The sequence below is a fragment of the Chitinophaga agri genome, assembly GCF_010093065.1.
Taxonomy (GTDB): Bacteria; Bacteroidota; Bacteroidia; order Chitinophagales; family Chitinophagaceae; genus Chitinophaga; species Chitinophaga agri.
The window spans coordinates 4,625,490-4,652,458 of the sequence record NZ_CP048113.1; the positions used below are offsets into that span (position 1 = coordinate 4,625,490).

The following is a 26,969-nucleotide window of genomic DNA, read 5'->3' on the forward strand; positions in this document are numbered from 1 at the left end:
TAAAAATGAGAATTGCCTGTACTGTAGTTGATAGTACATGCATAACTAAGTGGCGTGGGGTAACCTGGAAGGACCAGGTATTACATTATGATTTTCATGAAGCTTAGATTGTAGGCTACAAAACTAAAGATGTTTTTTCAAACGGGCCATTTTTTTTATAAAAGCTGTGGCAACATTCATCATCCGGAAAACATTTTTAAAATTGGTTCAACATCAGTACGGGTAAAGAGTTCACCGCATGACCACAACACATTAAATAATTTTTTTACAGTGCTTGTAACTTTTCTTTAACGACCTCGTTTAACTAATGCCCTCAGCGCTGAGAAACCATTATTGTAGTTAAAATACGGAAACCTAAGTTCTAAAAACTTAAATTAAACGGAAACCATGCTTACGATTAAAAAACATGCTCTTAAAATGGGAGCATTAGCCCTTGCTATGGGTATTACTTTTGCAGCTTGCAGCGATGATGATGATAATCCAACTCCGGCAACCCGTACAAAAGAATACAAACTGTCTAAAAGCGCTACTGATGCCACTCAGGTTGGTTCGATCATTCTGTCTGAAAACGCTGACAGCAGTGTAAACCTGGCCATCGTTCTGAAAGCTTCTGCCAAAGATATCAAACATCCGTTCTACCTGATCCGCGGTAGTGTTGCAGCTCCTAAAGCTGATACACTGGCTAAAGACACCATCCTGGGTAATGGTGCTGAAGCTACCAAAGTTATCTGGAATAAAGTTAGCTCTGTAACCGTTGGTGGTGCTACACGCAAATTCAATTTTGACAGTGCTGTTAAGATCGACGCATTCTCTAAAGTTTACTATAAAGCTGGTAAAGACAGCGTAATCGCTATCGGTAACATCCTGAAAAGCGTTGCACAGTAATTATACAGTTTTTTATACTTGATGTAAGAAATTAAGAGACTCACTGGTTCAACTAAATGTAATAATGGCCGGATAATTATCCGGCCATTATTATGATGGTCTTCGTCGTATTTTAGGATATGGCTCCAATCCGTGGATCGGAAAAACCGATTTTATAAAGAAGTCCACATTACTGACTCAACTGCGTGACGCGCAACACCTTAAATTCTGTTCTTCTGTTAAGCTGCCTGCCCTCCGGATTATCCTTACCATTTGGCAGTGTGTTAGGTGCTATCGGCCTTGTCTCCCCATAACCTTTTGCGATCATACGATCGCTGGAGATCCCTTTGCTGATAAGGTAATCTACGCAGGATTGTGCACGTTTCTGAGACAACTTCATATTGTAATCATCTTTACCCTTACTGTCTGTATGCGCACTCATTTCAATAATGATATTTGGATTATCCTGCATAATTGAAACAACAGTATCGAGCACGACCAGTGACTGCGAACGAAGCGTTGCCTTATCGAAATCATAGTAGATATCTTTCAGGATAATAGGCTTTCCTATTTCATAACGCTTCAGGCATATAGTTTGGTTTACAAGAGAATCAACTTTTGTCAGATTATCTGTATTTACATAGATTGCTTTGGAGAAGTAATTCTCTTTCTCTGCCATGATCTTGTAGTGTTTCAGTGGTTCTACCTCAAAGCGGTAACGGCCTGTTTCATCGAGCGTCACCTGCTGTAACACCCGGTGTGCGATCGTATCCAGCAGCGTCACTTTAGCACCCGTTAACGGCAGATCACCATCACAATCCAGCACCAGGCCATTCACCGTTTTAGAGATCTTCTTAATTGTGAATACCTCCAGGCAGCATACTGATTCCCTGTCAGAACTGATGAATCCACCTGCCATCGGATGTTCGCTGTCAGACGCTGCAAAGTAAATATCATCTTTAGGAGAGTTCAGTGGCGCGCCCATATTCTTAGGCGCTGTCCAGCTGCTGAAATCACCTTCACTTAGAAAGAAGTCCAGTCCACCCAGGCCCACACGACCATCTGTACTGAAAATAAGTGATCTTTTTTCCCCATCATAAAAGGGCGCCTGCTCTTCATCACGGGTATTGATGTTGGTACCAAAATTCTTAGCCGCTCCGATTGTACCATTTTCCAGGGTACAGAACCAAAGATCATTTTTCCCCATGCCACCCGGCCTGTTGGAAGAGAAGAGAAGATACTTACCGTCAGCCGTCAAGAAAGGCTGCATGGAGCTATAACCGTCTACATTTACATTAGGTCCCAGTGCCTTTGGCTCTTCCCACTCGCTGCCCTTGCGTGTACTGATATAGATAGCAGCCGCCTTTACACCATTTTTGGTCGTCCATCTGGTCAGATAGATGGCATTGCCATCAGGGCTTGTAGCAGCTACCCCCTGATCAATGCCTTTGGCTTCAGGAATATTGACAGGACGACTGTTACTAAAATTGCTGCCATCGCCGGTTGCAATGAAAAGATTATTCACATAAGGATTGACCTTTTTAGACTTCTTTTCTTTTTCCAGATCACTGCTATCCGGGCGGGAAGATGTGTATAAAAGCATATTCTTTCCCAACACAGCAGGAGCGTAGTTCGCGCCACCCGCATTCACGTCACCGGATAGCTTACTGATAATGTAACCAGGAAGTCTGCTTGCTTCTGATACGGCAAACTCACAGCTTGCTATCTCCAGGGAAGCCCTGGCACTGATATCATCCACCTTCGTATATTCCTGTTTAAACTTATTGAATTGTTCCAGTGCAAGCGAATACTTACCATTAGCGCGGAGAGATACGCCATACCAGAAACGGGCCAGCGGGAACAATGTCGTGTTATTAAACCCTACCACCTGTTCGTAATATTTCTCAGCGTTACCGAAATCATTGTAGTTCCTGTAGGACTCGGCCAGTCTGTAAATGACCGTTTCGTAGTCTTTCAGTTTTCCAGACTCTTTACCACGCAATTCTACCGTGTAAGGAAGGATCTGCTCGGGTTTTATCTTAAAAGTACCTAATGCCCTGTTGTAATACTGAGCAGCGGAGTAGTAATCTTTTGCTTCAAAGTAAATATCAGCGGTCCGCTTATAATCGTATACATACTGCGCTTTTGCGGTACTAACAGTCCATAGTAATGCGATAACCAGCCAATAGCGTACATTTTTTTTCATCCGTGTATTTTTTGTTTTTACAAGCGCGGGCAAAAGAAGTTTTCCTCAGAGTAAACTTTCTTTTTACGGCTTATGAAGGATAAGGATAGTTCAAAGCTGTTACTGCCATTCACTAACCTTCTTAGATTAGAAGTATTCACATCATAACTGAGTCCCAATACAAAGCTTTTAAAGTGGAAACCAGCGAATGGAATAGCAGAGTCATTTACACGGTAGTTTGCTCCCAGCAGGAAATCAAACTCTTCATTCAGAAAAGCCTGTCCGTAAATGCCGACAACCGTTTCATGTGCATTACCCTGACGCATATACAGGCCGTGGGGAGTGAGGCTGAAAATATTATTCAGTTTAATACGGGTACCGCCATGTGCAAGATATCTTACAGGCAAACGCCTGTTATCGCCTGATACAAAAGGATCGCTAGGCTGGGTGAGATGGCCGGCAGAGAAGCCGCCAAAAGGATTAAACTGATGATTAGGGTTTCCGTCAAAGAACATTACACCAGCAGCAGCGTCGAATACATTAGACGAAGTCGTATTGATATTCTCACCACTTGGTTTAGCAGGGTCAAATCCCAACACAGGATCATACTGGCTACCCAGTTGCCATTTCGCCGGATCTATCTTACGGTTGATCATACCAGCCTGTATACCAAATACCAGCTGGCTGGTACCGGTCTCTCCGAAGCGTACGCCACGATAAGACATGCTTGCCATTGCATTGAGATAGTTGTATCCGGCATCTCCAGCAGACATATTAGTGATGTTAATACCTCCGCCGATATTATTAGGCAGAGCAGCATCAAATGACACCCCGGTAGTAGAAAATGGCTTGCCTATATTCACCCACTGGTTTCGGTAATTGGCACTTACACGGTAGTCGCCATCAACAATACCTGTCAGTGCAGGATTCAGCCACATAGGATAAGCATAATACTGGGAAAAGTGAGGATCTACCTGTGCTTTTGCCCAACCTGGTAACAACGTGACCAGCACAGTTCCGAGAACAAAAAGTATATTCTTATTCTTCATAGGAAGACTTTTTAACTTTTTTAAGGAATGGCCGGGACAGGAGACTATCCCGGCCTGTATATTTTTCTGATCGTTTAGCGGACAATAGTGACGGTACCCTTCATGTTAACAACAGAACCATCCTGGAGTGTGGCACGCAGTACCCAGATGTATACACCTAGAGGCTGCTGACGTCCATTCACTGTACCATCCCATCCGATACGCTGGTCTTTGGTTTCGAAGATCTGCTGACCGTACTGGTTGTAGTATCTGACAACCACATTAGCGATGGTATTACCATACACGAAGTGTACATCATTGAATCCATCACCATTTGGCGTGAAAAGGTTCGGTACAAAAATTCTGTTACCCTGTGGATTTTCAGCTGTACCTGTTACCGCTGCAGAGAGTGCACTTGTTTCACATTCATTATCACCCAGTGCTCTTACACGGATAGTCACAGCCTGGGTGGGTTGCAGACCAGCGATGGTATGTGTCAGACCATTCGCGCCCGAGCTTGGCTGGATATACGTTGTACCATTGTCAAGTGTTACCTGGTAAGCACTTGCACCCGGAACAGCAGTCCACTGGAAGGTTACTGACGTAGCTTCGGTATCGCTGACAGTTACTACCGGTGCATCCAGCGGCTGCAGGATATTCACCTGTACTGCGATCCTGCTTGTGCTGGCACAACCACCTGTTGTGACTACTTCTACGTAGTAGGTCGTATTATCATTCAGCGCAGGGGTAGTGAACGCAGCTGTAGTCGCTACCGGCGTACCTCCCGTTTCCGTTGTATACCAGCGGAAGCTTGCACCCGCAGTAGTTGAAGTTGCCGTAAGCGTTGCTGTACCACCAGGACAAATACCTGCTTCATTGCCGGTTACTGTTGCATTACTTGGTGGAGCGCCTACCGTTACATTTACTGTCGTACGGGTCGGACTTGCACAACCAGAAGTATTCAGTGCTTCAACATAGTAGGTCACATTTGCATTGATCGGAGGCGTCGTGAACGAACTTCCTGTACCCGCCGCAGTACCGCCTGTTGGTGTTGTAAACCAGCGATAGGTCAGTGCGGCGTTAGGATTCTGTACACTCAGCACTGCTGTTTCACCCTGACAGGTTGCGACAGATGCATTCGCTACTACAGGTGTCGCCGGAGCAGGGTTCACATTTACCTGCACAATTGTACGGCTCTGACTTACACACCCACCGGAAGACGCTTCTACGTAGTAGGTCATACCTGTGGTCAGCTGTGGCGTTGTGAAGTCTGCGCCGGTAAATCCAGGCGTACCACCCACTGCTGCTTCATACCATTTGTAACTAATGCCTGGCTGCGGATCTTTCACAGAAAGCAGGGCAGAAGTGCCTGCACAGATAGTAGCTCCATCTGCCAGTGGCGCACTGATCGTATTTACGACAGTCACTGTCACTCCTTTTCTTGCCTGGCTAGGGCAACCAGAACCATTCAGCGCTTCCACATAGAAGGTGGTATTACTGTTAATAGCAGCAGTTGTATACTCAGGACCAGTAGCCAGGAGGGTACCATTGGCAGGCGCATCATACCAGCGATAGGTCAGTGATGCAACCGGATTGAGCACATTGAGTGTAGCCGTACCGCCTATACATGTTACCAGATTAACAGAAGTCACATCTGGTGTCGGTGCAGCGGCATCTACTACAATACTTGCTGTGGCGCGGCCCGTGCTTACGCAGGTAGAGCCGGAAGCTGCCTGTACATAGTAGTTTATATTCGCTGTTACAGCTGTTGCAGTAAATGTAGTGCCTGTGAATACAAGCGTACCACCGCTTGCTGCATCAAACCACTGATAGTCTATACCCGCCTGTGGATTCAGTACAGAGAAGGTTGCATCCTGACCGGCACATGCCCTTACGTTTCCTGCTGTCAGTACCGGTACCGCAGGAGACTGTCCTACCGTAACCGTAGCAGCCACTCTTGCACTTGTACCAGCGCACTGGCTGTTTGTGCTCACCGCCTCTACATAGTAAGTAGTGCTTGCATTGAGATTTGGCGTCACAAACGCAGGACCGGTAAATACTGATGTACCGCCGGTAGCTGCCGTGTACCAGTTATAAGTCACACCTGTGGTAGTAGAAGTGACGCGCAGTGTAGCGCTACCACCTGTACAGATGCCTACATTATTAGCTTCAAGAACAGGGTCCTGAATTGTGCCGGAGAGCGTGACAGTTGTCGCTGCTCTTGTCACACTACTACAGTTACCATTGGTTGCTTCCACATAGTAAGTGGTCGTTGCATTGAGAACAGGAGTTGTAAAGCTTGCGCCTGTACCAACCGGCGTACCGCCCGTAGCTGTTGTGTACCAGTTATAAGTATATGCGGCGTTTGGATTCTGTATGGACAGCGTAGCGGCAGTACCCGGACATGCAGTCACATCGGAGGCAACTACAGGAGCTGTTGGAACCGGCACTACATTGATAGCTACAGCGACGCGGGCGCCTGCATTCGCGCAGCCAGTTGCATTGACGGCCTGTACATAGTATGTAATATCGCTTGTGACGCTATTTACCACAAATACAGGACCGGTAAATACCTGTGTACCACCTGTAGCCGCATCATACCACTGGTAAGCGATATCATTCTGCGGATTCTGTATAAACAGTACCGTGTTCTGACCAGCGCATGCATCTACACTATTGCTCACTACGACTGGTGTACCAGGTCTTGGCACTATGGTGACAGTGGCAGCCACTCTTGCACTTGTACCAGCACACTGGCTGTTTGTGCTCACCGCCTGTACGTAGTAGGTAGTGCTTGCATTGAGCGTTGGTGTCACATACTCAGCACCGGTAAATACAGATGTGCCGCCATTAGCTGTTGTGTACCAGTTATAAGTCACACCTGTAGTTGTAGAGGTGACACGCAGTGTGGCATTACCACCCGCACATGTATTTACATTATTCCCTTCCAGGGTTGGAACCGGAGGAGCGCTGGACGGCGTAACGGTTGTACCCGCTCTTGTTGCACTGCTACAGTTACCATTGGATGCTGCTACATAGTAAGTAGCCGTTGCATTGATCACCGGTGTTGTGAAGTTCGCACCATTACCCACGGCAGTACCACCATTTGCAGTAGTATACCAGGTATATGTGTACAATGCATTTGGATTCTGTACGGACAGCGTAGCAGCTGTACCCGGACATACCGTAATATTGGATACCACGACTGGTGTGGCAGGAGGAGGCACTATTGTGACAGCTACAGCGACACGTGCACCTGCATTGGCACAGCCGTTCGCATTCACCGCCTGCACATAGTAAGTGGTACTGCTGTTTACGCTATTTACTACGAACACCGCACCAGTGAATACCAATGTACCGCCGGTTGGAGCATCATACCACTGGTAAGTGATATTATTCTGTGGATTCTGAACAAACAGACTTGCGTTCTGACCTGTACATACCTCCACATTATTGGCGACTACTGCAGGTGTACCAGGTCTTGGCACCACTGTCACCGTTGCAGCCACTCTTGCAGCTGTACCACCACAACCAGATGCGGTATTTACGGCACCTACGTAATAGACAGTTGTTGCTGTCAGCTGAGGCGTAGTAAACTCAGGACCAGTAAATACCGGTGTACCACCTGTAGCCGTTGTATACCAATTGTAGGTAATACCTGTTGTAAGTGATGTGACACGCAGGGTGGCAGATGCACCTGTGCAGACATTTACATTATCAGATTCGAGTGTTGGAGCAGGGGCCGGCTCAGTGATCAATACACTTACCCTCGCTCTTACAGCACTGCTGCAATTACCGCCCACAGCCTCCACATAGTAATCAGTGTCTGCCGTCAGAACAGGTGTAGTGAAACTTACACCATTTCCTACCGGCGTACCACCTGTTGGCGTAGTATACCAGCGATAGGTGAAGGTGCCGCCTGGACGTACTGACAGTATCACAGTATTACCACGGCATACATTTACAGCCGAGGCAACTACTGTAGGCGTACCTGGCGCCGGTGTTACCACCACGCTGGCCTTCGTACGTGCACCTGTGCTGATACAGCCATTGCTGTTCACCGCCTGTACATAGTAGTCTGCACTTGCAGTAGCGGCCCTGATCACCAGGGTTGCTCCTGACTGTATCAGTGTACCACCTGTAGCGGCGGTATACCACTGGTAGGTCAATCCTGCCTGAGGATTCAGTACCGCCAGTGTTGCATCCTGACCGGCGCATACCTGTACGCTCGCGCTTTGTACGGAAGGGGTACCTGGGTTCTGGACTACACCTGCAGTAGCGGATATTCTTGCACTGCCTGTGCCGCATTGTGATACAGTATTAATTGCTTCCACATAGTAGACAGTGGTTGCGGAAAGATTAGGCGTAGTAAAGGTTGTAGCTGTAGTTAACAATGTACCGCCTGTGAGCGCGCTGTACCATCTGTAGGTAACACCTGCTACCGGAGATGCTATTCTGAAGATAGCCGGGTTACCCGCGCAGACATCAACGTTAGCAGCTTCCAGTAGCGGAGTAGGCGCACCTGCACCTACTGTTACTGTCGCTCTTACTCTGGATGACAGCGTACAGGTTCCATTGCTTGTTTCTACATAGAACGCTGTATCGGCACTCAGTGCATTAGTGACATAAGTAGTACCTGTGAATAGCAGGGTACCACCTGTCGGCGCACTATACCAGCGGGTCTGAACGTTCTGACCTGTTACAGTGGCAGTCAGGGTAGCTGGCTGACCAGCACAGATGCTTGCATTTGTAACAGATGGTGCCACAAGCCCAGGCACTACACTTACTGTTACAGATACCCTGTTCGGATTCGCGCAATTATTGCTGGTCCTTACACTTTGTACGTAGTAAGTAGTTGTAGCAGTCAGCTGAGGCGTTGTGAAGCTTGCACCTTCTCCCACTTTCTGGCCACCTACTGATGCGGTGTACCATTCCAGTGTTGTTCCAGCAGTGGCCGTTGCAGACAGTGATGCGGTAGTGCCGCTACAAATAGTCACGTTACGTATGGCTACATTCGGCGCAGATACCTGCCTTGTAGCATAATAGACATTCGCTTTTACCAGTGCTGCAATAATGCCTGCTCTCAGGCGTACCTGCACGCGGTCATACGCGGCTCCTGGTGCAAATGCTACAGTGAATTTACTTGTGCCTGTAAGCAGACGTACGCTTACACTACTATTGTTCAGTAGTACAGCATCATTATTAGCCGTCGCACCATTGAAGCTGGATACTTCCAATGAGCTCAGCAGACCAGCGTCCACGACCTGAGCCGGCAGTTCCAGGGTAATGCGTACGCTATCACCAGCCGGAGCTACGTCAGGGAAGATGAGGCTTTGCTGTACACTACCACTGCCTGCGGCAAGTGGCACTGACAATACAGAGAAGTTATTAAGATCTGCATCTGTTGTATTGGCTGCATCCTGTACGGAGCAGAGTACGCAGACGGCAGTTGTACTATTTGTTTGCGCGTTCGCAAAGTCACAGGCTGTATTTGGCAATACACTTACAGTCAGCGGTACTGCTGTACGCTGGCTTGGACAACCGCCCGTATTCGCAACAGCTTCTACATAGTAAGTGATATTACTTGTCAATGCAGGTGTTGTGAATGATGCACCTGTTGCGACAGCGCTACCACCAGTAGGCACTGTGTACCAGGCGTAGGTTACGCCAGGCGTTGAGGAAGTGGCTGTCAGCGCAGCGGTCTGACCGGATACCACCTGGCCATTCGCTGGTACAGTTGTTACAGTCGGCGCAGCAGGTACCACATTTACAGTTACGGTAGTAGCCGTTCTTGTCGTGCTGTTACATGTACCCACCACCGCTTCTACATAATAAGTAGTTGTAGCCGTCAGTACAGGCGTTTGGAAAGATGCCCCTTCGAACACGGGAGTACCACCTGTTGCAGCAGTATACCAGCGGAAGGTCACTCCTGGCGTTGTGGAAGTGGCCACCAGTTGTGTACTGTTGTTTGCACAGATCGTATCGCTGGCTGGTGTTACCACCGGTACACCCGGACGACCGATCACATTAGCTGTTATCCTTGTACGTGTTGTGTTGGCACATCCTGTACTATTGGACCCCTCAACATAATATACTGTTGTAGCAGTTAATGCAGGACTTGTATAACTATTACCGGTAAAGAAGGCTGTACCTCCAGTTGGTGCTGTATACCAACGATAGGTAACACCTGTTACCGGTTTCACACTGAATGTAACCGTGCTGCCACTGCAGATGGTCAGAGCAGTCGTGTCGAGTGCCGGTACATCAGGTACAGCATCAACGACAGCCGTCACTGGCACGCGTTGCAGGTTGGGACAGTTCAGACTTGTCTTCACGGCCTCTACATAATAAGTAGTATTAGCAGTCAGCGCAGGTGTCTGGAAGCTTGCACCCGTGAAGATAGCAGTACCACCGGTAGATGTCGTATACCAGCGGAAAGATACATTCGCAGGACCTCCGGCTGTCAGTGTTGCACGGTTGCCGGCACAGATAGTATCTGCCTGTACTACAGGCAGGCCTGCGACACGGCTTGCGAAATTTACGCTTACTGCGCTAAGGGCCGTTGCCACACCGGAATTCAGGCGTACAACGATCCTGTCGAACAGGGCTTTAGGTTTGAAACCTACAAGTGCCTGCTGATTACCACCCAACAGTGATACTTTCACCAGTGGGCTGTTCAGGGCAACGAAATCATTATTGGAAGCAGCACCATTAAAGGAGCCTATTTCTATTGTGGAGAGCAGTCCGATATCCGCCAGAGCAGCATCGAACGACAGGGCAATGACTGTACTGTCATTCAGTTCACTGATCTGCGGGAACACCAGTGACTGTTGCACATAAGCGTTCAGCAGTCCCAGCGCCACATGCAGGGTAGATTTAGTAGCGGTGCTGTTATCAACTGCGAGAGACGGATTTTCGACATAACAACCAATGCATACACCATTAGCACTATTCTGCTCGCTGGTAGCGGCATCACAAGGGATGTCGTTATTACCGGGGATGACAGTAGCTGTAACAGACACTCTTGGCCCGTTTATACAACCACCCGGAGTAGATGCGGATACGGAAAATACAGTAGTCGCAGACAATGGACCAGTGTTGAATACTGCACCTGTAAAAATAGAATCACCAGCCGCGTTATACCATTTGTATGTCACATTGGCACCAGGCGCATATGCAGTGAAGATGGCTCCTTGTCCAACACTTACAGCGGTGGTGAGCGGAGTGACCGTCAGTGTGCCAGGCGCCGGACTTACAGTCACCGGTACCCTGGTCCTTGTCGTGCTCTTACAACCATTATTGTCAGCTTCAACATAGAAAGCAGTATCTGCTGTCAGCGCATTGGTCGTGTAGCTTGCTGTTGATGCCAGCAGCGTACCGCCGACAGCGGCTGTGTACCAGCGGAAGGTGGCACCAACAGGAGCGGTTGCCAGCAGGGTAGCAGGACTACCAGTACAAACCGATCTGCCAGGAGCAGTAGGAGCAGCTGGTGTTGCACCCACATTTACCCTTACCGGTATTCTTGTCGGATTAGCACAACCGAAGCGGCCTGCTTCCACATAATAGGTAGCAGAAGCAGTCAGTGCCCCTGTTGTGTAGGTAGCGCCCGTCTGAACCGGCGTACCGCCAACAGCTACTGTGTACCAGGCCAGGTTAGCACCATTGCTGGCAGTAGCATTCAGTGTCGCTGTATTGCCACTACATACGTCAACATTGGCAATTGTCACTACCGGACGAGGCGTAACGACTGCCGCAAAGTATACTTTCACACTTGTAAGTGCAGCCAGCACACCGTTGATACTTACCATTACACCATTAAATGCTTTGGACACCGGTACAGTTACACGGAACTTATTACCTGTATTCAGCAGCACTACATGTGCAATTGTATTATTCAGGAAGATAGCATCTGCATTTGGTGTGCTACCATTATAGGTTTCAAGTCTGATACCACCCAATAATGCTGCATCTGCCAGCTGACCAGGAATTTCCAGGTCCAGGGTTACACTATCGCCGGCAGGATATGTATTATCAAACTGCAGGAGCTGACCAACATATCCTAATGCTGCAACTGTAGCTGTAATAGTGGAAGCTGAATTTGAATTATCATCAACAGCCAGCGCAGGATCTGCAACAGCACATAACAGACACACACCGGAGATCACCGGACTTACCTGCTGCCTCGCATAGCTACATGGTGTAGGTTCAGTAGGCAGGTTAATATCTACCTGTACCCTGGTACGTGCAGGACTGGTACAATTATTCGCAGGATCTCTCACCTCTACATAGTACACAGCAGCAGCTGACAGCGCCGGCGTTGTAAAGGTTGGAGAATTGCTCCGCACTACATTGCCCCCAGCAGGAGCATCATACCAGTTATACTGATAAGCAGGGTTTGGACTGGTAACGGTGAACGTGGCTGTCTGCCCGACATTAATAGTCCTCACGGCTGGAGTTACCAGTGGCTGTGGCAGACCTACGATCACATATACCGCTTTCCTCACAGGATTTACACATCCGGAGGAAGAAATAGATTCAACATAATAGATGGCATTCGCCACATCGCTCACCTGGAAGGTAGCACCCGTACCCAGTACGGTACCGCCTGCAGGTTGATTATACCAACGGAATGTAGCACCTGGCCCGGTAGCGCGCAGTATTCCTGTGCTACCCTGACAGATGTAAACGGTATCCTTTTCAACAGTCGGCGTACCCGCAAAGATCTGTGCGGAATATACCTTGAGTGCTGACAGCGCAGTAGCCACACCATTCAGCTTAATATTTACACGGTCGAAAGCCGCACCCGGCGCGAAAGAATAGATCAGGTCCCTGTTACCATTCAGTAACTGCAGGTTCAGGGTTGCTCCGTTCAGCGTTACCTCATCCGTATTTAGTGTACCTCCATTGGAAGAAGATACCTGAATACCTGATAATAAACTCAGGTCGGTCAGGCCGGTAGGGAAGCCCAGTTTAATACGGATACTGTCACCTTTCACACCCTGGCCGGAGAAGATCAGGGATTGCTGAATATTAGCGCCTACACCAAGGATGGTATGAATCACAGATGCCGTTCTCGAGCTGTTATCCACAGCGGAATCCGCCTTCTCTACATAGCAACCTACACAGATGCCGCTTGTGGCCGTTGTCTGACTGGTCGCTCCGCCACAATCAATATCTCCCGGATCAGCAGGCCCGCCGTCACCATTCAATGTAACAGATACAGGCGTACGCAGGCTGCGACAGGTAGCATTCCCTGCCAATACGGCTTCTGCATAATAAGTAACATTACCAGTTACCGGCGGCACGGTAAATTGCGTACCCACAAACACAGGCGTACCACCTGTTGGTACACTATACCAGTTATACTGATACCCTGCATTCGGAGAAACGACATTAAAGGTAGGCGTTGTTCCCTCTTCAACGGAGGCAGAAGAAGGCGTAACAGTAACACCAGGTAAACCCGTCTTTACCTGAACAGGTGTACGTCTTTCGCTACCGCAACTATCAGCGCCGGCAGCTTCTACGAAGTAGGTGGTGTCTTTTGTAATAGCAGGCGTAATAAATGTAGCACCATAACCCACCGGAGAACCACCTGTGTAGGAAGTATACCAGCGATAGGTATAACCGGCAGGGGCCGTAGCGGTAAGGGTAGCAGGGCTACCTGTACATACATATGCGGTAGCCACAGCAGGTACTACTACAGGTGTTACCACCTGTGCATAGTATACATTTATGGATGACAGGGCGCCTACTACTGCATTCACCCTTATTTCAACTCTGTCAAATTCTTTATTGGCTACAAAAGTGTAGGCGTTCTGCTGTACACCATTCAGCAAACGGATGGTTAGCAAGGGGGCAGAAATACCAGCCATCTCTGCATCAGCAGGGCGTGCACCATTTCCAAGACCGATACCAATGCCACCCAGTACTTTCAGGTCCAGCAGACCGGTCGTCGTACCAAGGCCAATACGGATAGAATCTCCCGCTTTTCCTTTTACAGGAAGTATCAGATCCTGGTATGCATATCCAAGTGCTCCAACACCCAGGCGGATGGTAGAAGCAGTGAGCGGATCATTATCAACAGCCAGACCAGGATTATTAGTACCACACAGCAGACAGGCCAGACCACCTGTACCGCTGCTTTGTGTCTGTGCACCGCTACAGCTTAGAGGGCCATTACCAGTAGCGCCATTTACATCTACCTCTACGGCCGTTCTCTGAATGCTGATCAGGCCATCAGCAGGAGAAACAGCTTCTACATAGTAGGTTTTGTCTGCAAATAACGGAGGCGTAGTCAGGCTACTGCCCGTATGAACAGGAGAACCACCTTCTTTTGTCTCATACCAGTTAAAGATCACACCTGGAATGCTGGGGAGAGAAGCATTCAGGGTAGCCGTTTGTCCTGTAGTAATAGTGGCCGGACTAGGGGCAACAGTTACTGGTGTCATGGCAATCGCCTCATAGATATACAGTGTATTATCCAGTGACAGCAGACTGCTGATATCTACCTGTGCCGCATCAAAAGTTTTAGACACAGGTATGGCAATGCGGAATTTGTTGATCTCTCCCTGTGTTTGCAGCAGGTTGACATTCAACAAAGGACTATTTAAAGTAACAGGATCGTTGTTACTTACATTATTCAGTGAGGTAGTTACCTTAATACTACCCAGCACAGCGGCATCAGCCAGGAAGTCCGACTTACTGCCTAATATCAGGATAATACTATCACCACTGTGATAAATACCGGGGAAATTGATCTTTTGTCCCAGCGTAGAAGCCAGCCCTAAAGGCAGTACTAATCTTGATGCGGTAGTGGAATCACCATCAGCCGCAAATGCCGGATCCGTAATAGTACAAAGGGCACACGCCACACCGCCTGTAACCGGCCCATTCTGGCTGGTACCATACGTCCACAGCGGACCGGTACCACCACCAATAGTTACAGGTACTGCTGTTCTTACAAGACTGGTCGTACCAGCCGGATCTTCTGCTTCCACATAGTAAGTCGTATTGCGGATCAATGCAGGTGTGGTAAAAGCGCCTCCACCGGAGAAAACAGGAGAACCACCTATAGGAGTGGTATACCAGTTAAATGTAGGATTACTGATCCTGATGGAAGGCGTAAGTGTGGCCCCTGTATTATAAGCTGTCTTTGCAGGATTAGGCAACACAGATACCGGGATCATCGCTGCTACCTCATATAATTTCAGGTCGCCCGATACACCTACCAGCCCACCAAAATCTACCTGTACACCATCAAATGTCTTCGTAGCAGGAATGGTTACCCTGAACTTACGGGCATTGTTCAGTCCTGCTCCCAGTAACTGCAGTTTTACAGTCGGTGCATTCAGACTTATCTGGTCATTATTTGATGCTGCCGGACCGGCGATACTATTGTTATAGGTCGTTACCCGCACTCTGGGCAATACAACCGCCGCCAGATTTTCCGTAGGTGCTTCCAGGAAGAGGACAATGCTGTCTCCCGCCTGATATACACCAGGCAGTTTTACCAGCTGGCCTACAGTGGCTGCCAGTCCTAAAGGCACGGTGAGGGTAGCTGCAGTTGTCGTATCACCATCTGCGGCAGCAGCAGGTGTACTGACGGCACAGGCAGCACAGGCGACACCGGTTGTGAAGGGACTTTCCTGTTCCTGGCCATAGCTCCAGATAGTACCCGGACCACCAGCCACTTTTACTGTAACAGGCGTACGTACATAACTGCTAAGATTATCTGAAGGACTAAATGCTTCCGCATAATAGGTAGTCGTACGGTTCAGTAGAGGAGTAGGGAAATTATTGCCCGTCGCCACAGGCGTTCCTCCCGTAGGAGAAGTGTACCATCTGAATACAGGGCCGGATACACGGGCGTCTGTACCAGCAGCAAGAGTTACGCTGCTACCAGCAGTGATCAGTGGGGCAGCAGGGGTCACCGTTACCGGAATGGCAGCGGCAGCCTCATATATGCGTAAAGCGCCGAAAGCTGCAAAAGCAGTTGTCAGACTAACTTGTGCAGCATCAAAATCTTTGGTGACCGGGATGGTGACACGGAATTTAGAGGTACTGCCAATACCAAGTGCATCCACACGCACACTACCTACACCAAGGTTAATGACATCGTTATTGGCTACATCGTTATTAAATGTTTGTACCTGAATAGCAGACAAAGCGCCGGCGGAGAGTATCTGACCAGGAATGTCGAGGTCTAATACGATCTTATCGCCGGCTTTATAATCACCAGGAAATTTCAGCAGTTGTCCAACTGAAGTTAACGCGCCTACAGGCAATTGTAATATGGAAGCGGTAGTAGTATCTGCGTCGACAGCTGCAGCAGGATTGTCTACATAACACAATGCACAGGCCACACCACCTGTTACCGGACTAACCTGCTGGTCAGCATATGTCCATATAGGGCCTGCGCCACCACTCACACGTACAGTAACTGGCGTACGTACGGGACTAACCAGTCCATCTACCGGATTAGTAGCAGCTACATAGTAAGTCGTGGTACGCTTCAGCGCAGGAGTCGTAAACCCGGCGCCATTAAAGACGGGCGAACCACCCTCGGGGCTGGTGTACCAGGCAAAAGTGGCGTTAGGAATTCTGATAGCAGGAGAAAAGGTCACTGTACCACCGGTAGTAATTGCCGGAGATGCCGGATTAACGGTTACAGGAATAAAGGCCGCGGCTTCGTATACCCGGAGAGTGGTAAAGGTGCTGACCAATGTAGACAGGCTGATTTGCACTTCGTCAAAAGCATGTGCGATAGGGGCTGTTACTCTGAATTTAGGAGTAGAACCCAGGCCGAGTCCCAGTACATCGAGACGGATCTGAGAGCTGTTCAGCGGGGTAGCATCATTATTGGGAATGCCTCCATTAAAGGAGGAAACGGAAAGAGCAGAAAGTAATTGCTGGGAATAGATCTGATCAGGGATCTCCAGGTCGAAGGCTACCTGGTCACCTATCTGATAACTGCCGGCAAATTTTAGTTTCAGTCCCACACCGCCGGCAGCACCCACAGGTAATACGAGTGTCGCAGCAGTGCTGGGATTAGCATCAATCGCATTGGCACCATCGTCAACACGGCATAACGCACAGGCTATACCGAAGGTGACAAAGGACTGGCTACCTGCGTAACTCCATAAGGGGCCATCTGCAAAAGAGCCATTGCCGCGCCATGCGCCAGGTAGCAGGGGAGCATAGGGATGATGCAACAGATAATTGTCCAACCAGGCCGTTGCTCCGTTTGTCACAACGGATGTAGTTACAGGGTGCTTCTCATGGGAAGCCTTACTCACCGGTAACCCAACCAGCCAGACCAGGCAAAAGAAAATAAGAATAAAAGCTCTTAACGGGCTTTTAGGAGTAGCTTTAAAATGCATAGCAATCAATTGGTTCGGGTTATAAAGCGTGTATGTTTTTCACAGTTTGTCGCACAGCATATCGTACCACGGATGCTGGTTTACTCTTTCGTATAGGCAGGCTATGAAGCTTGGGATAAGGAGTTAAGATCTACGAAGGTTGATAATTCCAGGATACACTAATACATGTAGGTCGTCCCTTATAAGTGTTTTGTTAAAAGAATGCCAAAACAACTTAGCGAATGTAGTATGGGAGCAGGATTTATAAGAGGTTCTTTTTATTCAGTATATAAAATCCCGTTCATTCTGTTCATTCAATTATTATTCATCATTCATTTTTATCCAGATTGATCTGGTATCGCCGAATATGATTATAATAACGTGCGTTAAGACGGGAAAAGGCTCGTTATCAGGAGCTATATAATTTCTGATGCAGCTACTCATTTTTTTTATAAGTAATACTACCTATTCCGGAGGCACTAAAAAGTAAGCACTACTAATTATATCGTAAAAAAATAGTTATCAAGATAACTATCCCGCTCACTTCTTACAACTGTGCCAAACACAGCTTATTATCAAACAGTTATTTATAAACCAGCAATTATCATATTTCATTCATTTAAATTCGTTTTGTTCATTTCATCCATTTTCTAGCCAAAAAAATCTGAACTAAAAATGGATACGTATGTTTACCTTGAGAACCGAAATCCATTTACTCAAAATCCATTTTCTTGTCCCCATATGATAGATCTCTCCTATGACTTTATCATAACGTTACAAAATGAAGTATCTCGGAAGTTTGGCGCGGACACAATCACACCTAGTGATTGCAAACGACTTTCAGATCTCATCAGGGATGAAACTACCAAGGCCGTTAGTGAAACCACCCTCAAAAGGGTATTTGGCTTCGCTACGACCAAGCATAGCTTTTCACGTTATACACTTAACACACTAGCGCAGTACTGTAATTATAAAGACTGGGACGATTTTCAGGCCCAGCACTATACGCAGACTGATGGTAATGAACTGAATGATGGCAAGTGGCTCGACCTTAAAAATAAGGCCATCACCATCTCTCATTACACTATTCTTACGCTGAAGAACAGATCGGGCATTCCCTTCGCCCTGACTGTACCAAGGCCTTCCTGCTTCGCCCACATTGAACGATTCCTTGAAAGTGACTACGCTGCCACTGCACTGATAGCACCTTCCGGTTGGGGTAAATCCGTTACCCTGGTACATATGGCCGAACATTTCTGGTTTAGCAAAGACGCCAAGTATAAAAAAGACATCTGCTGGTTCATACATGCTCACGCAGCCGGGAGTCTCCTGCTAAGAGGCTTCTCCCTGGCCACCTGGCTGGATAATCAGCTTAACCTCGGCACCGGGGAGAACTTCAGAGAATACTTTGCTACTCATTTTGATAAGATACGCGGACGGCTCATCTTAATTATTGACGGGTTTGACGAAATCGCTGTCGCAGGTGATAAACTCAAGCTCTTGTACACGAAGCTGGAGGAATTCGTCTACTCAAATGATCTTTTCCCCTGGGTAAAGGTTATCCTGTCCATCCGCAGCAGCACCTGGTCAGATATCTTCCAGCATTCATTACAATATCCGGCCTTCCGGAGGTACTGGTACCTGGGGCCCGAAATGGATGAAGAGACGAGCATCAATGTGCCCTATCTGACAGAGCAGGAAGTAAAGTCGGTACTATATAATCACCGTATCGATCCTGCTACGGTACGTACATTAAGTGAAGGCTTTCTTCAGAAGCTGCGGTATCCTTATTATCTGCAGCTGTTCTGCCAGTTAAATACCGGTTCCGGACAAACCTTCATCAATGAACATCTCAGTCTGTTTGAGATGATCTCCAAGTTCGTGCAGATCAAGGTATTCAATTCCCCCACCAATACCTTTAAGGTCAAAATCATAGAAAAGCTACTATGGTTGCTCGACCTGGGAAAGGCAGGTCAGTATACAGATAAAAACCTGTTGCTGAATAAGAACGCCGACCTGTTCCCCGCCTACAAAGAGTTACTTGCCGACAATATACTGGTAGAGGAGAACCTCAGCCAGGAAGTCATGTTCCTCGTAAAAGTGCGGTTCGCCCATCAGTTCCTGCTGGAATACTTTGCAGCTATGCAGTATATCAAATATGCCAATGATACCATTGATGATAGCGTGCTGCAAAAGATCACCAGTCAGTTACCCGCTTCCTCCTACAGGGTAGGGGTCGTCAAATGGCTGTTACGTTATGCTATCAATAATGAACAACTCGAAGGCATCCATAAGATATTCTATCTTCCATTGAGCACCATGGAGAAATCCTATCTGCTTGAATACCTGGCTGTGCATTACCAGTATGAAGGAGAGAATCAGATGCAGCTAAACACTGTATTCCCGAAAGGATATTTCCGTAAGAATCCCCTGAGCCGCATCATCAATGACAACTTCCTCCATTTTGGAAAAAAACGTGTATTGAGTGCACTGCTCGACCTCTCCGAAGTACAGGAAGATAAGCTGAAGATCCGCAGTATCCTCTTCAACATGTCCATGCTCCAACTGGATGCTGAGCAATGTGAAATAGAACTGAACAGTATTAAAAAACTTATTCCCCGTGACGCCATTGACGATGAAGTCTGGGTTTCTCCATATGACCTCTATCTCTTTCTCTACGAGTACCTGAAGTTTGGCATTATCAACGAGAACATCAGAGACAAGATCTACAACTATCCGCGTTACCTGACTGGTAGCACACGTCATGCGCCTACTGTAGCACAGGAGATGGTCTTCAGGATCAGTGGACTTGCCTTTGCCTTACTGTCAGACTTTTCTCACATGCTCAGTTATACCACACGTATATTTGAATGCTATCCGTCCCTGGTGTATCAACGTACCAATCCGTTGAGATTGTCATTACTCTGCTGGCAGGCGTATGCACATCTTGGTCTTAATAACCTGCCCCTGGCCAGTAAAATATGTCAGCACACAGATAAGCTGATCCGCACCTATTCTTTTGATTTTACTAACGGACGCCATATTGAAGTGTCACAGAAACTCATCATGGCGGAGGTATATTATCAGGAAAATGAACTGAACAGGGCCATCCGCACCACCGAGTCAGCTGTTGAAATATCTCAGAAAATGGATTTCAAACTGCTGCTGCTGCTCGGCTATAAACTGCTGAGCAAGATGTATCCACAGGTTCGTTTTGATAAACAATACAATCAGGCTCAACAGCAGATCACACTTATCAGTAAAAGCACTTCATTTAAACATTTCGACCGGCTCCTTGCCAGCGCCACAAAAATGAACTAGCTAAATATCAATATCTTAAATAGATCTTTTTTAATAAAAAGACGACTTTTACAGGTCGTCTTTTTATTTTTTGCACCGCTTTCTGGCATAATTTTGCGTTATTGCATACCATAATGGCTATCGATGAAAGCAAATACACTACATTCCAGCGCTTTTTGCTCAATTTACTGAGCCTGCTTACTATTATACCATTATCGCCATATCTCAACCGGTATCTGCCTACAATGGTCATAGAGGGACTGCATTTGGATATGATCGTAGCCGTACTGATCACTTTCCTGTTTACACGTCTCTTACTCTGGATCTTCAAACCGCTCATCATTCCGGCTTTTTTCCTGATATGTGCCATATTTACCATTAATTATTTTAATGATAATTACTCGTTCAATAATGTACTGAACGACTATAAAGGCATGGTACAGGGAAACTGGGGCGCCAAAAATAACAAGCAGTTTGACATCCTCAGCCTTTATCCGAGGAAGGTAGAGACCTACCGGGACAAAACAGTAAGAGGGATCAGGGATAAGGTCAACTACAAAGATTCTATTGTAAGGAACTTCTCCGTCGCCCACTCGGTAGTAGAATTTGATGAATATTTTCCCAAGTACGGGAAGATCTCCCGTTACCTCGCATTGTTCCACTATCTCAACAGGCACTTCAAATACGTTCCCGATACACATCGTGACGAATACTTTGCCACCCCTATGGAGACAATCCAGAACGGGCTGGGAGGGGACTGTGATGACCATTCCATCCTGATGGCTTCCTGTATGCAGTCTATTGGTGCACGCTGTCGTATCGTATTGATACAGGGACATGCCTATCCGGAGCTTTATTGTGGCAGCAAAGAAGAGTTTGAGATCATGAAACAGGCTATCGTTACACTGTTTCCACATCCACCGGTAAAAGAAATCCACTACCACGAAATGAAAGGCGAATACTGGATAAACCTTGACTACACTGCCAGGCATCCTGGCGGGAAGTACATGAACGATAAGGTTTATGCGTTGATAGAACTATGATAGAAAGAAAGATAAAGTCATGAGCCAATTCAAAACAATCAAACGTTACCACTCATTTTTCAAATTTAAACGTGATTTTGAGCGGTATAGCTTAAGGAAAGTAAGAAGCTATGAAATTATTATACACTGGTTACATACCGTATTAACCAGAAGTCAGTTCCTTGTCCTGTCTGGTATACTGGTTGGACTTGCCGCTGGTATGGCGGGCGTAATATTAAAAGTACTGGTACACTATATCCACTACTTTATTACGTACAGAGTGCATTTCAGTACACAGATCATCTTTTATGCATTATTTCCCTTCCTTGGGATTGTATTGACGACCATACTGGTACTGTGGTTCTTCAAAGGACAGGCAAGAAAAGGAATAGGTCTTATTCTACATGAAATCGCCCAGAACTCCAGTATCATTCCTCCTGTAAAAATGTATTCTCAGATCCTCCAGAGTGCGCTTACAGTTGGTTTGGGAGGTTCTGCGGGACTGGAAAGCCCTATTGCGGTAACCGGTGCTGCAATTGGCAGTAACTATGCCAGCAACTATAAATTAGGGTATAAGGAAAGGACGTTATTGCTTGCTGCCGGCGCAACGGCCGGTGTAGCAGCTGCGTTTAATGCACCTATTGCAGGTGTGATGTTCGCCTTCGAAATACTACTGACAGGCGTAGTATTTTCCGATTTCATTCCCCTGATCCTTGCGGCTGTATGCGGTAGCCTGTTATCCAAGATCATTCTTCAGGAAGAAGTCCTGTTTCACTTTGAAACAAGACAGGCGTTCAACTACCACAATGTACCCTATTATATCGGGCTTGGTGTGATCAGCGCGCTCTATGCACGATATTTCATCGTGATGTCACAGCGTATTGAACACTTTATGGCAGAACTGAAATGGCATGCCCTGAAAAAAGCCATTATCGGAGGACTGATAGTATCTGTACTATGTGTACTGATGCCGCCATTATTTGGTGAAGGCTATATCAGTGTGAAACAGCTCACCAATGGTTTTTCTGAATCGATTATACAAAACAGCTTTTTCAGATATTTCCCTGAACAGAGCTGGATGTTACTCGTGTTTACCGGCTTTACCTGTCTGCTGAAAGTATTCGCCACTGCGTTTACCATTCAGAGCGGCGGCAATGGCGGTAACTTTGCACCCTCCCTGTTCGCCGGTGGCTTTCTCGGTTACTTCTTCGCCCTACTATGCTCTCAGCTGGGATTTACAGATGTACCATTCACTAACCTGGTGCTGGTCGGCATGGCAGGTGTGATGAGCGGAGTAATGTATGCGCCGCTGACCGCCATCTTTCTCATAGCAGAAGCCAGCTCCGGATACGATCTTTTTATTCCGCTGATGATCGTGTCTACCACTTCATACCTCCTGGCAAAATGGTTTTCTCCTATCTCTCCCGAACTCAAACACCTGGCAGATAACGGAAAGATCTTCACTAAAGCGCATGATAAAAATATCCTGTCGCTGTTGAAACTGGAGACAATGGTTGAAAAAGATATTCAGACCATCACGCCCGACAAACCGCTCAGAGACCTGATCGAGCTGGTAAAAGAAGGACATCGCAACATGATCAGCGTAGTGAATCCATCAGGAGGACTAGAAGGTATTATTACGCTGGATGACATCAGACCGATCATGTTCAATGCATCGCTATACGATACCAAAACCGTCCGGCAGTTAATGCACCCTCCGCTGGCTGTTATTCATATGGAAGATAATGTTGCCGACGTAATTAATAAATTTGATGAAGTAAATGCCTGGAACCTGCCGGTTATACATGACAATAAACTGGTGGGCTTTGTTTCCAAATCCGGCATACTGAATAAATACAGACTATTATTACAGGAGTACTCCTGATCGTGTCCATAGGACCGTCATGACTTATTTAATCCGATCTATGGCCAAAATTCTGATCTTATTTGCGCATCCTGCATTGGAAAAATCCAGGGTGCACGCACAACTACTGACTGCCATACGCGGAATGCAGGGCATTACACTGCACGACCTATATGAAGTGTATCCGGACATGAACATAGATGTAAGGCATGAACAATCCCTGCTTTTACAACATGACATCATCCTCTTCCAGCATCCACTTTACTGGTATAGTGCGCCCGCCATTATCAAACAATGGATGGACCTTGTACTGGAACACGGATGGGCATACGGCCGTACCGGTACAGCCCTCAGAGGCAAAACAGCAGGCAATGTGATTAGTGCAGGTTCACAGGAAACAGCCTATCATAAAGAAGGGTGGCACCGTCATACTGCCAGTGAGTTCATGCTTCCGTTCAGACAGACAGCAGCACTCTGCAACATGCAGTATATAGAACCGTATGTTATTTACGGCACCCATAAACTGAACTATAGCGGTATCAGTGAAGCTGCCATTGCTTATAAACAAATGCTGGAACAATTGAGGGACGGACAACTTAAAATTCAATGACATGGAGCACTCTTATTTCTTTATAGCCATGATCTACCTGGCGGCAGCGGTGATATTCATCCCTATTGCCAGGAAGCTCGGATTAGGTTCCGTACTGGGATATCTCCTGGCGGGTGTCGTGATAGGACCTTCACTGATGGGTTTTATCGGGCAGGAAGGGCAGGATATTATGCACTTCGCCGAATTTGGCGTTGTAATGATGCTATTCCTGATAGGTATTGAACTGGAGCCTGCCCTGTTATGGAACATGCGGGCACCCATTCTGGGCCTGGGTGGCTTACAGGTACTGATCACAACCGCGCTTATTACTGGTCTGGCACTCTTAATTGGTCAACCATTGAATGCATCCCTGGCATTAGGTATGACACTTTCCCTTTCATCTACAGCCATCGTGTTGCAAAGTCTGAAGGAAAAGGGGCAGCTCGGCTCCTCAGCCGGACAGAGTGCCTTTTCGGTACTGTTATTTCAGGACATCGCCGTGATCCCTATGCTGGCAATCTTTCCGTTACTGGCAGGAGCAGATACAGGTAACAGCGCACCCCATGAACATACGCTCAGAGATAATCTGCCTGCATGGGCGCAAACGCTGGTCGTACTGGGAGCGGTGACCGTGATCATTGTAGCAGGCATATACCTGGTAAGACCCTTGTTAAGGGTGATTGCCAAGGCGCGTGTAAGAGAGTTATTCACCGCCTTTGCATTGCTGCTCGTTGTATCCATTTCGGTGTTAATGAGCCTTGTGGGACTTAGTCCGGCACTGGGGGCCTTCCTGGGCGGCGTCGTATTGGCGAACAGTGAATATCGTCATGAACTGGAAAGCGATATAGAACCATTCAAAGGATTGCTTCTGGGACTATTCTTTATGGCCGTAGGTGCGTCTATTGACTTCAAGCTGGTACTTTCCATGCCATGGGTGATACTCGGGCTGGTTGTGGCGCTCATGGCCATCAAAGCTATTACGCTGCTCATCCTTGGTAAGACATTCCGCATCAGCATAGAGCAGAACCTGTTGTTTGCCATGGCACTTTCACAGGTGGGTGAATTTGCGTTTGTACTATTGTCCTTTACACAGCAGAATAACATTCTTCCCACCAATACGGTCAGCATTATGACAGCTGTGGTAGCATTGAGTATGGCATTTACGCCTTTGTTACTGCTTTTGCATGAACGTTTGATACAACCCAGGTTCAATAAGAAGGAATCAGCGAACACCCGTGAAGCGGATGAGATCCATGGTAAGCACCCTGTGATCATTGCCGGTTTCGGGCGCTTCGGCAATATAGTAGGTCGTTTCCTGCGCGTCAATGGCATACAGGCTACGATCCTGGATCTGGATTCTGACAGGGTAGATGCCCTGCACAACCTGGGTGTAAAAGTGTATTACGGCGATGCTTCGCGCCAGGACCTGCTGGCAGCGGCTGGTGCTGCAGATGCCAAAGTAATCATCATTGCAATGGATACCGTGGAACAGACACTGGAGGTGGTGAAGATCGTCCGAAAACATTTCCCGCACCTGCAGATGCTGGTAAAAGCGGAGAATATACCGGATACTTATGAACTCATGGACCTGGGTGTATTACACATCTACCGTGAGACGCTGGACACATCGCTGCGCATGGGTGCTGATGCATTGCAGATGCTGGGTGTCAGGGCGTACCATGCACAACGTAGTGTCAATACATTCCGGAAACAGGATGAGAAAGCATTAAAAGGTTTATCTGCCATCCGTAATGACAAAAAACTGTATATCAACACGGTGAAAGAAAGAATAGAAGAGCTGGAAAAGTTAATGTCCAGCGACCGTGTAAGCAGGTGGAACCCTTCCACACAGGGGTGGGATGAACAATCAATGATTGATGAGGCGAATCAGGATTAACCGTATATCGCCTCTTCAATTTTATTTGCAATTTCCTGCAGTAGCTGCGGATCGATATGCGTATTTGCCGTTGCTTGTGCGTCAGCTATTGCACGAAATTCTCCTGCGTCATCTTTCTCAAAGGTGAGCTCGTGTTGCTCTACCGTTACTTTGAAACTGACCTTATATTGTTGTATCACCGGATGTACCTCCAGGATATGCGGTTTACCTTTAAATTCGAATTTTAAAATAAATGGATCTGATGCTCCTTCCATAGTTCTTCAGTTAGCACGTAAAGATATACTTCTTATAAAAAATTAAAAGGTCTTATTGCGGATGCGTATTTTCTCTTCTCTCGACATATGATGAATAAATAACAGAGAGAAGTAAGCAGCAGCACTGATTATCAGTATATATCCGATAAAACCTACTGTGTGAAAGAACCAGAATAAGTTCCAGTCATTGATAATGGCGTACTGTCCTACAACAGCAAAGATGGTTCCGATGATCGCAAATGCGAATGCAATTCTCTTCATAAAGGGTACGTTTTGGGATCCGTTTAAATCTTCTCGAATTAATTGATCAAATACTGTCCGTTTGTTCTTTTGGTTATTGTCCAGATATATGGGGACAAACAAAGTGCCATGGCGGCAACGCTGCAAAGTTACTATCAGCATGCGTTTTCACGTAGATATTTTTCCACATTTCCGGGAAACTTAGAAATGTGAATAACTCACGCTATTTATTACACCCCATTGGGCTAGTTGAAATGGCATCTATCATATTGATAATTTTTACATAACATCATCATTTATAAACTTTTTTACTATAATTTTAGTCAGGTTAGTTACCGCGACAGCACTAAAAGTCACTCGAGGCATTG

Annotated in this window: 11 protein-coding genes; 6 read left to right on the forward strand and 5 right to left on the reverse strand. The window is 47.1% G+C overall.

Annotation, left to right across the window (positions count from 1 at the left end; genetic code table 11):
* Window positions 1-387: 387 nt before the first annotated feature.
* Window positions 388-885, forward strand: a complete 498-nt coding sequence (locus tag GWR21_RS18385; RefSeq protein WP_162333158.1) for a hypothetical protein — start codon at window positions 388-390, stop codon at window positions 883-885.
* 169 nt (window positions 886-1,054) lie between these two features.
* Here GWR21_RS18385 and GWR21_RS18390 read toward each other — a convergent pair whose 3' ends face one another.
* The 3 genes from GWR21_RS18390 to GWR21_RS18400 form a co-directional block, all read right to left on the reverse strand.
* On the reverse strand, window positions 1,055-3,070 hold the full coding sequence (locus tag GWR21_RS18390; RefSeq protein WP_162333159.1) for an OmpA family protein: 2,016 nt from the start codon (window positions 3,068-3,070) through the stop codon (window positions 1,055-1,057).
* Between the two features lie 17 nt (window positions 3,071-3,087).
* Window positions 3,088-4,098: a PorP/SprF family type IX secretion system membrane protein gene (locus tag GWR21_RS18395; RefSeq protein ID WP_162333160.1), complete on the reverse strand. Its 1,011-nt coding sequence runs from the start codon at window positions 4,096-4,098 to the stop codon at window positions 3,088-3,090.
* 74 nt (window positions 4,099-4,172) lie between these two features.
* Window positions 4,173-17,456, reverse strand: a complete 13,284-nt coding sequence (locus GWR21_RS18400; protein WP_162333161.1) for a gliding motility-associated C-terminal domain-containing protein — start codon at window positions 17,454-17,456, stop codon at window positions 4,173-4,175.
* A 720-nt stretch (window positions 17,457-18,176) separates the two neighbouring features.
* On the opposite strand from GWR21_RS18400, the gene GWR21_RS18405 reads away from it, so the two are divergent.
* The 5 genes from GWR21_RS18405 to GWR21_RS18425 all read left to right on the forward strand — a co-directional run bounded on the left by GWR21_RS18405 (window position 18,177) and on the right by GWR21_RS18425 (window position 26,107).
* On the forward strand, window positions 18,177-20,756 hold the full coding sequence (locus GWR21_RS18405; RefSeq protein ID WP_162333162.1) for an NACHT domain-containing protein: 2,580 nt from the start codon (window positions 18,177-18,179) through the stop codon (window positions 20,754-20,756).
* A gap of 113 nt (window positions 20,757-20,869) precedes the next feature.
* Window positions 20,870-21,778 (forward strand): transglutaminase-like domain-containing protein, encoded by a 909-nt coding sequence (locus GWR21_RS18410; RefSeq protein WP_162333163.1) that lies wholly within the window; start codon window positions 20,870-20,872, stop codon window positions 21,776-21,778.
* A 19-nt stretch (window positions 21,779-21,797) separates the two neighbouring features.
* Window positions 21,798-23,642 carry a chloride channel protein gene (locus GWR21_RS18415; RefSeq protein WP_162333164.1) on the forward strand — a complete coding sequence of 615 codons (1,845 nt, stop codon included), beginning with the start codon at window positions 21,798-21,800 and terminating at the stop codon, window positions 23,640-23,642.
* Between the two features lie 40 nt (window positions 23,643-23,682).
* A complete protein-coding gene (locus GWR21_RS18420; protein WP_162333165.1) occupies window positions 23,683-24,231 on the forward strand; it encodes an NAD(P)H-dependent oxidoreductase in 549 nt (182 codons plus the stop codon).
* A gap of 1 nt (window position 24,232) precedes the next feature.
* On the forward strand, window positions 24,233-26,107 hold the full coding sequence (locus GWR21_RS18425) for a monovalent cation:proton antiporter-2 (CPA2) family protein (protein WP_162333166.1): 1,875 nt from the start codon (window positions 24,233-24,235) through the stop codon (window positions 26,105-26,107).
* On the opposite strand, the gene GWR21_RS18430 is transcribed toward GWR21_RS18425, so the two are convergent.
* Both GWR21_RS18430 and GWR21_RS18435 read right to left on the reverse strand, forming a co-directional pair.
* Complete coding sequence (locus GWR21_RS18430) at window positions 26,104-26,361, reverse strand: hypothetical protein (protein WP_162333167.1); 258 nt, start codon at window positions 26,359-26,361, stop codon at window positions 26,104-26,106. The genes GWR21_RS18425 and GWR21_RS18430 overlap by 4 nt on opposite strands.
* Window positions 26,362-26,403: 42 nt before the next feature.
* Window positions 26,404-26,622, reverse strand: coding sequence for a hypothetical protein (locus tag GWR21_RS18435; RefSeq protein ID WP_162333168.1), 219 nt, complete (start codon window positions 26,620-26,622; stop codon window positions 26,404-26,406).
* Window positions 26,623-26,969: the final 347 nt, after the last annotated feature.